The organism is Mycobacterium sp. NGS22 (assembly GCF_059813095.1).
Window position 1 is genome coordinate 54,779 of the sequence record NZ_JCALDY010000004.1, and the last position, 11,683, is coordinate 66,461.

At 66.1% G+C, this 11,683-nt stretch carries 10 protein-coding genes and 1 pseudogene; 3 read left to right on the top strand and 8 right to left on the bottom strand.

Annotated features, from left to right (window positions below; genetic code table 11):
• Positions 1-373 precede the first annotated feature (373 nt).
• The 8 genes from eccA to AC5Y47_RS04860 all read right to left on the bottom strand — a co-directional run bounded on the left by eccA (position 374) and on the right by AC5Y47_RS04860 (position 9,309).
• Positions 374-2,206 carry a type VII secretion AAA-ATPase EccA gene (gene eccA, locus AC5Y47_RS04825; protein ID WP_499942458.1) on the bottom strand — a complete coding sequence of 611 codons (1,833 nt, stop codon included), beginning with the start codon at positions 2,204-2,206 and terminating at the stop codon, positions 374-376.
• Positions 2,203-3,423: a type VII secretion protein EccE gene (eccE, locus tag AC5Y47_RS04830; protein ID WP_499942460.1), complete on the bottom strand. Its 1,221-nt coding sequence runs from the start codon at positions 3,421-3,423 to the stop codon at positions 2,203-2,205. The genes eccA and eccE overlap by 4 nt, the downstream gene beginning before the upstream one ends.
• The gene (locus AC5Y47_RS04835; RefSeq protein ID WP_499942461.1) at positions 3,420-5,279 is read right to left on the bottom strand and encodes a S8 family serine peptidase; all 1,860 of its coding nucleotides are present in this window, start codon (positions 5,277-5,279) and stop codon (positions 3,420-3,422) included. The genes eccE and AC5Y47_RS04835 overlap by 4 nt, the downstream gene beginning before the upstream one ends.
• Positions 5,257-6,768, bottom strand: a complete 1,512-nt coding sequence (gene eccD / locus AC5Y47_RS04840; RefSeq protein ID WP_499942462.1) for a type VII secretion integral membrane protein EccD — start codon at positions 6,766-6,768, stop codon at positions 5,257-5,259. Before eccD ends, AC5Y47_RS04835 begins: the two co-directional genes overlap by 23 nt.
• 264 nt (positions 6,769-7,032) lie before the next feature.
• Entirely contained in the window at positions 7,033-7,935 is a 903-nt protein-coding gene (locus AC5Y47_RS04845) for an ESX secretion-associated protein EspG (RefSeq protein WP_499942464.1), read from the bottom strand.
• A 134-nt stretch (positions 7,936-8,069) separates the two neighbouring features.
• Entirely contained in the window at positions 8,070-8,354 is a 285-nt protein-coding gene (locus AC5Y47_RS04850; protein ID WP_499942466.1) for a WXG100 family type VII secretion target, read from the bottom strand.
• Between the two features lie 38 nt (positions 8,355-8,392).
• The gene (locus AC5Y47_RS04855; protein ID WP_499942468.1) at positions 8,393-8,689 is read right to left on the bottom strand and encodes a WXG100 family type VII secretion target; all 297 of its coding nucleotides are present in this window, start codon (positions 8,687-8,689) and stop codon (positions 8,393-8,395) included.
• Between the two features lie 320 nt (positions 8,690-9,009).
• Positions 9,010-9,309, bottom strand: a complete 300-nt coding sequence (locus tag AC5Y47_RS04860; protein ID WP_036361188.1) for a type VII secretion system ESX-5 target PE19 — start codon at positions 9,307-9,309, stop codon at positions 9,010-9,012.
• 834 nt (positions 9,310-10,143) lie between these two features.
• Between AC5Y47_RS04860 and AC5Y47_RS04865 the strand changes: the two genes are divergently transcribed.
• The 3 genes and pseudogenes from AC5Y47_RS04865 (at position 10,144) to AC5Y47_RS04875 (ending at position 11,679) form a co-directional block, all read left to right on the top strand.
• Positions 10,144-10,443, top strand: a complete 300-nt coding sequence (locus tag AC5Y47_RS04865; RefSeq protein WP_499942471.1) for a PE family protein — start codon at positions 10,144-10,146, stop codon at positions 10,441-10,443.
• Between the two features lie 44 nt (positions 10,444-10,487).
• Positions 10,488-10,535, top strand: a pseudogene (locus AC5Y47_RS04870) (hypothetical protein); the annotation flags it as partial.
• Between the two features lie 34 nt (positions 10,536-10,569).
• Entirely contained in the window at positions 10,570-11,679 is a 1,110-nt protein-coding gene (locus AC5Y47_RS04875) for a PPE family protein (protein ID WP_499942473.1), read from the top strand.
• Positions 11,680-11,683 lie beyond the last annotated feature (4 nt).

Below are 11,683 nucleotides of genomic sequence, written 5' to 3' on the forward strand. Positions count from 1 at the left end.
CGGCGCAGCGGAATAATGGCATAGCCAGAAACATCGGACTTCTCCTTTTGGAGGATGATCCGACCCAGCTACGGGCCCTTGGCCGTTCTGGCGGTATCGGGATGGTGCCGATAGCCCGTGCGCCGCGACCGGATCGGGAAACAAAGGGTCATCGAATTACAGACAGGATTGGATCAGCGCGGCCCCACCTCCCGTCACCGTCCGGGCACGGGAGCGCCACCAGGGTTGCTCAATCGGGATGAAGCCGCCCGGCGAGATTTGCCGGACGCGACGACCCCGCCAGTTCTGGCCCGAATTTCACACAGCGTATCGGGCCGGGGCGGTGCCGGCAGGAAGTTAGCCGAACCCGAATTTCGGCGCGCCGCGTGCTAGCTCAGTTGCTCTTTTTCTCCGCAACCGCGGCGCTGAGTCCCTCGGCCAGGTCGTCGCGCGTCAATTCCCGGAACCGGCGCAACTGCGCCTCGCTGAAATCGGTGAGGTCGCTGTTGAGCACCGCGTCCAGGTCTTCGTCGTCGAGCCGGAAATTGCGGTGATCACGAGCCTTCTCCACCACATTTCGCACGAAACCGGCGTTACCCAGCATGTCGATGCCCCGGATCAGGTCGCCGTCCTCGGAGTACGTCTCGTCGAGGTAGAACTTGGTGTACGACGGCAGCAGGATCGCGACCTCTTCGTCGGTGATGACGTCTTCGTTCTCGTTACCCATCAGCTGGGTCAGCGCTATCAACTCAGCCGGCGTGTAGCTGTAGAACTCGATGACCGTCGAAAAGCGCCGCCGCAGACCCTGATTCACTTCGAGCATCTTTTCCATGGCCTTGGCGTAACCGGCACCGAACACCACCAGCTCGTCGCGGTGGTTCTCCATGTACAGCAGCAGCGTGTTGATGATCGCGTTGCCGTACGGGTCGCCCTGCGAGTAGCCCTTCTCGTGCAGCGTGTGCATCTCGTCGAAGAAGACCGCGCCGCCGAGCGCACCCTCGAGCATCTCTTCGGCGTTTTTCTCGGCGTCGGCCATGTAGCGGCCCAGCAGCTTGGTGCGGCTGGTTTCCACCACCAGCGGCTTGCGCAGCACTGTCAATCCACACAGTTGCTTGGTGAAAGCCCTTGCGACCGAAGTCTTTCCGGTACCCGGCGGTCCCAGCAGCAAGGTGTGGCGCGAGGTCACGGGGACCGGAAGTCCCATCTTGGCGCGCGCCATATTCACCTTGGTGGTGGACTTGATGAGTTTGATTTCCTTCTTGGCCTGCGCCATGCCCAGCATCGCGTCCAGCTCGGCGTCACCCTCGGCGAGGTACCGCGCGGCTTCCTCGGCGTGCCGGGCGGCTTCGGCCTGTGCCCGGGTCGGCGCGCTGTCCGGATCCCAGGGATCCGTTCGGGCCTCGATCGTTTCCGGGTCGGTGAGGACCAGGCGAAAGTTCGGATTGTCCAGAGCCTCACGGGCAGGAGTGAACTTCGCGTCGCGCGAATACACGCGGCGCAACAGTTCGACTGCTTCCTCTTCGCGGCCGACATGCCGCAGACACATGCCCTGGGTGTACAGGGCGATGTTGGCCGCACCGGGCACCCGGTCCCCTTCGATGGCTTCCTGACCGCGGCGGAAAGCCTCCTCGAAGACGCCGAGCGAGGCCAGCGCCGTGGTGGCCATCGCCGCACCGGCCGCCTTCAACTCCGGATGCCGCCACGGGGTCGCCTCGGGGAACTGCACCAGCACATCCGGCCAGCGTTTGGTGCGGAAATACAGCACCCCCCGCACGTAGCTGACCAGCTCGGTGTCGAACGGGTGCCGCGGTTCGGTGGCGTCGAGCAGATCGGCCGCCTCCTTGTACCGCTTGTTCTCGGCCAGCACGGCCGCGTACGCGCAAGCCAGCGAATCGACACTGGTGACGGCTAGGCGCAGGAACAGGCCGTCGGACACCTCGGGGCGAAACTGCAGGTCGGTGACGCCGAGCCGGCGGGTTTCCCAGCCGAAAGTCCGCACCGCCGCCCAGGCGCCGGCAAGCACCTCGATGCTCTGGTCCCCGGACAGGATCCGCGCCAGCCACGCGTCGCACATCGCGGGATCCAGCGTGGTGGCGGTGGTGAACATCTGCGATGCCACCTGCGGATTGTGACTGGGCTGCAGTCCGTTGACGGAGATTCCCGATGCCAGCAATCCGGCGACCATCGCGTTGCGGGCATCTTCGGCAGTCGACTGCGCGCGTGTCATTGTGCTGCTGAGCTGGTGACGTGCTCCGCGTCAGGACCGAGTGGCAACTCCAGCTCGTCGTGGTCTCGAAGGTCGCGGCTCGGTACGACCAGTTGCGCCCGGGTGGACGGCGCCGGCAGGCTGCCCCGCACGGCCGCCAACTGGCGACCCGTGAGTCGGTTGAGTCCGGCCGTGAGCTCCCTCGGCAGTCGGGACTCGCTGTGATAGCGCACCCATGCCGACAATTGAGGCCGGCCCGCCCGTGTAGTCAGTCGCACAGTAACCACCGTAGCCCCCACTTCGGGTGCGTCGGACAGCCACAGTTGGTTCAGCGTCTCGGTGTCGATGTAGGCCGGGCTCACCCAGAAGCTGGTCACGAAGCCGTTGAAGTGCTTGAGGTGCCGCCACCCGGGCCGGCTCCAGGTCGGTTCCAGGTCGGCAAGCACTGCGCTGTCGACCTCGGCCAGCTCGTCGGCGGTCAACGGACGCGCTGCGCAGCTCTGTCCGTCCAGATCCTGGACCAGCCGCTCGGCGGCCGCCACCAGAGTCGCTGCCAGGGAGTCGCGACACAACACCGCACCCACGTTGCGCTGCGGGTCCATTCGCAACACCAACCAGGTGCGGCGACGGTCGGTGCCGGGCCGCTCGCCGGTCGCCTCGTTCGCGCCCCACCCTTCCGGGCCCCACTCCTCCAGCGAGGCCGACGCCCGGGCGGCTTCCGCGCCGCCACGCACCTCCACGGAGACGATGTCGATAGCGTCGAGATGGACATCGAACTGCTGCAACCCATCCGCGACCGCTGCCACCGGCAGGATCGCCGCCGATCCCGACGCACGGTGGCGATGGCGACCGGGGTGATCGCTGTCGGCGCCGTCGACCTCGATCACGGCGACCAACTGGCCGCGGTACTCGCGCACCCCGACCGTGTCGCGCCCGAAGCGGCGCTTGAAGTCGGTCGCCGGCGTACAACCCGCGCCCAGGGCGGTGCCGGGGTCCGCGGACCAGTCCCACAGCCAGTTCGCCACCGCCGATGTCACCGTGATGCCGTGGTAGGTGACGATCGACAACAGCGTCACCAGCACCGCAAGGCCCACGCCGACCCACCAGGCCACCCGGTTGGGTCCCTGCCACGACTCGGGGGCGTGACTGGCGAGCACCAGGATGAGCACCACGACCAGGAACACCGCGGTCACGCGCGGCCACGACAGGGACAACCCGAGCTTGCGCTGAGCCTTCATCGTTGTTTCCGCGATCGTCGCATCAATGTCGCTGTACCGAACACTGCTCCGCCTATCAGTAATGCCGCGGCCAGGCCCCCGGTGGCCACCCACACCGGCGCCATGTTGCGCGGAGGAGGCGCTTTCGGCAGCGACAGCGGCGCCGAGAGTTGTTTGGGTGCTTGGGGCGGTCCTTGGGGGACATCCCATGTCAACGCCGCGACCGGGTCGATGACACCGTATCCGACCTGGTTGTCCACCCCGCGGGCGGGCGGCCGGGCCGTGTGGATGAGTCGTTGCATGACCTGATACGCCGACAGCTCGGGGAACTTGGCACGCACCAGCGCGGCGACCCCCGACACGATCGCCGTGGAAAAGCCGCTGCCCTGCGGCGGCAGCAAATTGTTTTCCTGACCGACGATGGCGTTGACCAGAGCGTCGTCGCGATTCGAGAAACCCATGACGTCGTCTCCCGGCGCTGAGATCGAGACCCAGGGACCGGCGATGCTCACTTGCGGCAACGGCTGACCGCCGGGGGTACTACCGTTTGGGCTGGTGACGGCGCCGACGGTGAGGACGTCGTCGCTGAACCACGAGGGCGTCACGACCGTGCTCACGCCGCTCCAGTTGCGTGGGTCCTGGGGCGAGAGCGGATCGAAGGCCGGGTTCTCTCCCTTGCAGTCTTTCCCACCCTTGTCTCCAGCGGCAGAGACGATCAGCGCGTTCTTTTCGACCGCCGCATAGTGCACGGCGGCTCCCAGGGCCCGTTGATCGATCGGATTGCGGGCGCTGATGCAGATCACTTCGGAAATGTTGATCACCGAAGCACCCATGTTGGCAGCATGAACGATCGCGCGTGCCATCGTCTGGATGTCGTCGATCTTGGCCGCGGTCTGCGGGTCCGCATCGCCGGTGTAGGCATCCTTCAGCGAGAACGCCTGGCTGGACTGCCGAATCGAAATGATTTCAACATCAGGCGCGATTCCGCTGAAGGCGTCGGAAGCTGCCCCGGTCGACTCCGGAGGCGGTGCCGCCGCGGGTGTGGGTGATGCCGGCGACGGCGACGCTGAGGTGGAGGTCGACGGTGACGGCGAGGCCGAGGCCGTCGGCGACGGGGAGGCCGAGGTCGTCGGTGCCAGCGGGCGCGGATGATCGACGGGTTGCACCCTTCCGCCGCCGGAGTAACCCGGAATTGTCACGGTACCGCCGCCCCGGTTGGCCGACGGCGCCTGGCCTGGCCCGGGTGCCGGGCCGGGCGGAGCCCCATCCGACGGCGACGGCGGGGGTGCCGGGATCATCGTGATGGTCGGGCCGGGCACCGGAGAAAGTGTCACAGTCTGCGGTGGTGGCGGTTTTTCCTGCGTGGGTACAGTGACCGGCCGGCGCGGTGCCGCTGGCGGAAGCGCTGCCCCACTGGCGGTCGCCCCGCCGATCATGGATGCCACCAAGGTGCCGTGCGCGTCACAGTCCGAAAGCCCATCGCCGCCGGCCATCACATAGTCGCCACCCGCAACGAGCCGCGGCAACCTCGGGTGCGGAGTCACGCCGGTGTCGATGACCGCGACCTTCACCCCTTCGCCGCGGCCGAATCGCCACGCCTCGGTGAGATTCAGCATCTCCATGTATCTCGGCGGCACTTTGAAGTTCGTACCGGGCAGCACCCCGACCTCGTTGCAGTACTTGTCCTGCTTCATCGGCGCGACCGGCCCGGGCGGGCTGTCGGGCGGGATGGCCCCGGGGTCGAACGGCGGCGGTGTGATCGCGTATGCGGGCGGCAATCCGGCGAGTGCCCCGCCCGCAAGGACCATCGCGGCGAGCGCCGCGCTAGTCGCACGGCGCCGCCACCGCCGACCGCTACCGGTAGCGAATTGCTGCATAGACGTTCATCAACCACAACGCCAGCGGGAAGATCGGTATCAGGCACAGATACTCGATCCATTCCACGAACTTGCGGAACAGCGGACTGTAGACGGTGTTGGGCACCACCGCGGCAGCGGTCAGACCCGCCGTCGGGAGCGCCACCAGGACCGCGGCGGCGATCGACACCGACAACGGCGACGACAGCACCAACGCGTATCGCACCGCCACGGCCGCGATGATGATCACCCCGGTGGCGGCCAAGGTGATGGCCTGCCAGCGGTCGACGTACGAGCGGCCCCGCAGCAACAGGAACCCGGCGGTGAATCCCGCCAGCAACAGCGGCAGCCAACGTTCGTGGGTGTGCGGGTTGCTCAGTGCGGTGAGGCAGACGACCGTCAGGACGCCCAGACCGATCAGCAGGCCAGAAAGGAACGACCGGGCCCGCTCGGCCTGCAGCAGCACGTCCCGCACCGAGGCCGGTCCTTCCAGGGTCGGCGGGCCGCCCTCGGACCGGACCACCGTCGTCGGCAGGTCGGGCCGCGCCTCGAACACCCACCGGCTGGTGGCCGACGGGAACACCGGCAGCCGGATACCGGCCAGCCGCCGGGCCAGCGCCGGCGCCGCGTGGTACAGCAGGACGCTGGCCAGGACCAGGCAGCTCATCAGCGTCACCGCACTGGTGGCAGCAACCATCCGGGACAGGCTGGCCAGGGTCGTCAGCGCGCTGATGGTCACTATCGCGGTGTAGATCGCCAGTCGGCGACCGGTGAACCGCAGCGCCAAAGCCGCCGCGACGGTCAGGACACCGAAGCCCAACACCGCCTGCGGCGAGCCGACCGGCCCGGGTGGTGCCGCCGCGGACGCGATCGTGAGCGGCACCAGCCCGCTCATCAGCAGAATGTCCGCGACGCGACGCTCGGCGTCGGTCTTGGCACGCATCAACAGCAGCACGGACACCGCGAGCACCAGCACGCCGACGATTCCGGCGAAGATCGTGGTCAACCACGTGTTGTGGTGCCAGCGCCACCAACCCAGCACGCCGGATGCCAGCACCACGCCGGTCGCCACCATCGACGCGCCGACCTGAAGGGCCATGACCGGGTCGATCGCGGCGAATCGCTTGCTCAGGTTCGCCGAGACCGCGGTGGAGATGTGCTCGATGACCTGCGAGCGGTGCTCGGCGTCCGGGATGAACCGGATCCACAGCCGGTCACCGTCGAAGACGTCCTGCTCAGTCAGCGACTGGGTGGCGCGCAGGGGCGTGCCGTCCACCAGGCACAGTGCCCAGCGGCCGCGGCCGGCCGCTTCCAACGGCGTCTCCCCCAGCTCCCGCAGCCGGCTGTTGACGACCTTGAGCAAGGGGTCGGTCATCACCGAGACCGGCGCGTTGGCATCCAGCAAGACCCCGATCTGGACGCCCTCGCCGGCCATGATGCCGATGACGACCGCCCTGGGCGACGAGACGCCCTCAATGTCAGTCTGTGGCGCATCAGCTACTGCGGTCATCGTCCTGCACCCCCTGTCATGGCGATTGTGTTGGCCCGTGAGTTGCACCGAGTCGGTGTCGTCCCCGAGGCGCCCGCGACGCCACTCCCTTGGAGCTGCGGCCGGAGTGAATCCGTTTTCATTTGCCTCGCCTCGCGCCTATCAGTTGTTGACGTCGTTGTTTTCAATTTTGCAGCCTGTTCGAAAGCAGTATGCCGTGTTGGCATCCAGCTCGCATTTTATGTTGAAAAATGTTGTCAGACTGCGTGTTTCGTAACGGCGTTGTTAAACCCTGCTGTGCGTTTTCCATTCGCCATACGGCAAAGTGTCCAAAACGGTCTTGACCCCGACCTGGACCAGTTGTGGGGTGGCCGGGCAGATGGCCAACCAAGCCTCACCGGATCCGGCCGTCCGGGCCTGCTGGTAGAGGGCGATGCGTCCGCCGGATCCGTCCTTCAAGGACAGCACCGACGCGCTGGGACCCTTCGCGTCGTCGCGGTACTGACGTGCGTAGACGGCCACCTCAGCCGCGGGATCGGACAATGCCTGACCCAGTGCGGCCACGGTGGAGGCACTGATACCCATGCGGCGCAGGTCGCCGCCGGAGAACACGTTGAAGCCTGATTCCTGCCACGACTTGGTGGCCTCGAGCATCTCTTCCAGCGGCACGTTGACGGCGTTGATCGCCGCCGGATCCGCGTGGTGGATCGATTCGAGGCCGTCCATCACCAGCGCGGCGATCGAGGCGGTGTCGGAGACGGTGACGTCGTCGACGGTGATGTCGTTGCCGACTCGAACGGCCGACACCCAATGCTGCCCGCGACGGGCCAATACCACCCGGAACTCGTTGTCGGGGATGTCGCGCGATCCCGGCGGCTGATTCTCGTTGTCGACGACCCCGTAGAGCAGCTTGCCGCGGGAGAGCAACGCGACGACTTCGAGGTCGGGCGCCGCGAGCACCTTCATCCGCGCGGCCACATTCTCGTTGACCGTGTCGCCGACCACGATCCCCTGCTCGCGCATCACCGCCATGCCTGGATGCTCGTTGAGCCAATCGTTGTTGTCCGTGGAGACATACGGCCGGCACCGCAACTCCGGCGCTACGTGCCGGATATCCAGCAACGCTTGCAGCATCCAGAAGCCGTCGACATTGACGGTGATGTCGGTGCGGGTGCTCTGTTGATCCATCCCTACCTCAGTGGTCCGTGAGCGGTCCGAAAGCTGTCCTAGCCATCTTCATCAGCCATCTTCATCCAGTAAACCGCAGGACACGGCAGCACACCGTTTCGCTTGGTGTGCTGCCGTGCCTGTGGTTTCGGTTATCAGGCCCAGCTGGACCCGACGGCGCTGTCGGTCTGCGCCATGTTCTGACCGGCGCTCTGGACCTTCTGGCCGTGGGCGTTGGCCTGCTCGTAGATCACCTGGAAGTTGCGGCCCAGCTGGGCGATGAACTCCTGGCAAGCCACCGAACCGGCGCCGCCCCAGAAGTCACCGGCAGCCAGCACATCGCGAACGATGGCCTGGTGCTCGGCCTCCAGGTTGGCGGCCTGGGCGCGAATCAGCGCGCCGTGCGCGTCGACGTCGCCGAACTGGTAATTGATGGTCATGTCTGTTGTCCTCCTGGATTAGAAGCTGATGGGCTGGACTAGCTGGACAGGATCTGCTGCGACGCCTGCTCTTGCTGCTCGTAATTGTTGGCGTCACGGATCAGACCATCGCGCACCCCGTGCAGCATGTTCACGATGTTGCGGAACGCGGTGTTCATCTGGCCCATGGTGTCCAGCGAGGTGGCCGAAGCCAGACCGCTCCAACCCGCGCCCGAGATGTTCTGCGAGGACGCCCACATACGACGGGCCTCGTCCTCGACGGTCTGCGCGTGAGTCTCGAAACGGCCCGCCATGGCACGCATTGCGTGCGGGTCGGTCATAAAGCGAGTTGCCACTTTAATTCTCCTTGCGATGAATGTCTTACGACTGAATGGTGTTGTTACAACGCGATGGCCGATCAGCGCTACACGCGGGCGTGACCGCCGACCGGGAAATTACGGAGGACCCCCTATTCCGTCAGCCGGCGGCCACCGGGCTGCGTCACGGCCGGAAAGGTGTCGAACCCGAACCCCGTTGTCCGAGTTGACGGCGAATGCAGGTGATCCGAAGTGACGGCCTCCGACCGAGCCGTTCAACCCCGAAATCACCGCCTGCGGAGAGATCGCTGTGATGATTGCGTTCATAGCTGCTCCCTCCTGTCGATGTGTCAGTTCGGTCAGCCTGCGGCTGCCGCGTTGGCGGCCTCGGTGGCCGCGTACGAACCCGAACTGGTGGTCAATGTGTTCACGAACATCTCGTGGATCGCGGCGGCCTGCGCACTGACGGCCTGGTACATCTGCGCGTGGGCCGCGAACTGGGCCGCGGTGAGCGCCGACACCTCATCGGCGGCTGCCGGCACCACCCCGGTGGTGGGAGCCGCCGCGGCCGCATTCTGCGCGCTCATCGTGGTGCCGATACCCTGCAGATTTCCGGCCGCCGCCGCCAGCGCCTCCGGCTGTGTGGTCACGAACGACATGCTGTTTCCTCCCTCAATTCGTCCCAGCAACCGCTCTCTCGCAAGAGAGTAGATGACTGTGTGGCGCCAAGTCGTCTCCGACGGTACCTGTTTGCAGTTGTTCACTTGCCGGTAAAACGAATTCACCAGTCGTAACGACACAGTAACAGCGTCTGACCTGGTTCGGCAGGTGCTCGCGGGAAGCCGTGGCGACCTTCCGGCGCTGATCGGGGCGGACTTCGCTGACCTGAGCTTTTCCTGGCACTCTCACGGCGCGGGGCGAGCTACGCCAGCGTGCCTGCCTCCGGCAATTCCCGTCGACGAATCCGCGCCGGGACAACGGACGGATCGCATCCCGAGCACGGACAATTCAGCGGTCCGAGACGGCACTTTCCGGACTTAGTATTTTGTCCATCCCCGATTATCTTTTCGTTTACTGTCGCGCCATCATTTGTCCATAGTCCGATTTTGTGAACTCGCATATAACTCGTGGCGACATACTGAACTCATACACTTCTTCTGCCGCGAGCGCGGTCGATCCGCAGCCGGAAGCGACAGCATAGTCGCAGCTCAGGACGTTATCTGAAGCCACGCGGTGTACGAAAGTTTAACGATAGTTAGCGAATAGTGAATTGTTCGCGTCATGGGTATCACCGACTCCCGAGGGCGATCTAATGTGTTTCATGTGAATCAGTTCTGCGCTTGACCACCCTCGTGAATCACAGTGATACGATGCCCGACTTTTTCGGACTTCGGCCGATCGACAATTGATCGTTGTCGTTTCCGGACGGTCGGCGATAGACGCGACACACCGATGTGTGCAGCCACCATTCATAACTCACCGGAGGAGTTCTCATGTCGTTCGTACGTACCTATCCCGAGCACCTTGCCGCCGCCGCCAGCAACCTGCAGTCACTTGGCGCGGCGTTGAACGCCGGCAATGCGGCGGCCGCCGGCCCCATCAGCGGCGTGATCCCGGCTGCCATCGACGAGGTGTCGGTGTTGACGGCGGCCCATTTTGCGCTGCGCGGTCAGCGCTTTCAGGAGCTGAGCGCCCAGGCCGCCAGGATCCAGGCTGCGCTGGCCGCGACGCTGGCAACCAGCGGGGGTTCCTACGCCGCGACCGAAGCGGCCAACGCCGTTGCGGCGCTCTGAGCCCCTCGCAGCGTAAGGACTACGGAGCAGTGGTGGATTACGGAGTGTTGCCGCCGGAGATCAACTCGGCGCGCATCTACGGCGGACCGGGTGCTGGTTCCCTGATCGCCGCGTCGACGGCGTGGAGTGACCTGGCCGGGGGAGTTCGCGGCCGCGGCCAGTGGACATCGTTCGGTGATCGAGGCACTGACCAGCGGGCCATGGCTGGGACCGGCGTCGGCGAAGTTGGTGTCGGCGGTATCACCGTTCATCACCTGGCTGAGCAACAGTGCCGAGCAGGCAGCCGAGACTGCGACCGGGACGAGCGCGGCGGCCAGTGCCTACGAGAGGGCGTTCGCGGCCAGCGTCCCGCCGCCGCTGATCGCGTCCAACCGTGCCTTGGTGCAGGAGTTGACCGCCACCAACGTCCTGGGGCAGAACAGCGCGGCGATTTCGCAGCTCGAAGCCCTGTACGCCGAGTATTGGGCGCAGGATGCGGGGGCGATGTACACCTATGCGGGCAGCGCAGCGGCGTCGACCCAGTCGACCGAGTTGACGGCGCCGGCCGACGTAGCCGAGCCGTCGGGGGCTGCCGATCAAGCCATCGCCGTAGCCAGCGCCGCGGGTCAGGGCGTGCAGAACCAACTCGACAGCCTGAGCGCGCAGCTGACCCCGAGGGTCAGCGAAGTGGTGAAGACGCTGTCCTCGCCGCTCAACGGCCAAGGCCCCGCGATCGACGCGTGGATCATCGCCAACACCCCGTTCGACGACATCGTGCCGCTGTACAGCAAGTACCTCTCGGCCTACATCAACTCATTCGCGGCCCTGATTCAGTCGACGCAGACTGTCGGGCAGAACACCAGCGGTTGGTCGGGCATCGGCAACCTCGCGAACACCCTCGGCAAGGACGCCGCCAGTGCGGCGAAGGCCGCCGCCGGAGCCGCGCCCGCGGCCGCGGCGGCGGGCAATGCCGCGGCCAGTGCCGCGCCGGCCGGCCTGGGCGGGATAACCGGAGCCGCCGCGAGCCTGGGTAAAGCGGTGCCGATCGGCGGGTTGTCGGCGCCGGCGAGCTGGATGCCGTGGCATGCCACCACCAACCCGGGTGTGGCCGGCGCGATCCCGGCCGCCGCGGAAAGCGCCAACAGTTTCCCGATGGCTCCGCCGTTCGGCCAGTTCGTCAATGGCGGCTACGGGCGAAATCAGCCGATTTACGGCTTCAAGCCCTCCGTGATGGCCAAGCCGCCGGCCGCCGGTTGACGGC

Excerpts from the sequence above, each read along its gene's own strand:
- AC5Y47_RS04865 (WP_499942471.1), top strand. The coding sequence starts at position 10,144 with ATGTCGTTCGTACGTACCTATCCCGAGCACCTTGCCGCCGCCGCCAGC.
- AC5Y47_RS04850 (WP_499942466.1), bottom strand. The coding sequence starts at position 8,354 with ATGACCATCAATTACCAGTTCGGCGACGTCGACGCGCACGGCGCGCTG.
- AC5Y47_RS04835 (WP_499942461.1), bottom strand. The coding sequence starts at position 5,279 with ATGCAGCAATTCGCTACCGGTAGCGGTCGGCGGTGGCGGCGCCGTGCG.
- eccD (WP_499942462.1), bottom strand. The coding sequence starts at position 6,768 with ATGACCGCAGTAGCTGATGCGCCACAGACTGACATTGAGGGCGTCTCG.
- eccA (WP_499942458.1), bottom strand. The coding sequence starts at position 2,206 with ATGACACGCGCGCAGTCGACTGCCGAAGATGCCCGCAACGCGATGGTC.
- eccE (WP_499942460.1), bottom strand. The coding sequence starts at position 3,423 with ATGAAGGCTCAGCGCAAGCTCGGGTTGTCCCTGTCGTGGCCGCGCGTG.
- AC5Y47_RS04845 (WP_499942464.1), bottom strand. The coding sequence starts at position 7,935 with ATGGATCAACAGAGCACCCGCACCGACATCACCGTCAATGTCGACGGC.
- AC5Y47_RS04860 (WP_036361188.1), bottom strand. The coding sequence starts at position 9,309 with ATGTCGTTCGTGACCACACAGCCGGAGGCGCTGGCGGCGGCGGCCGGA.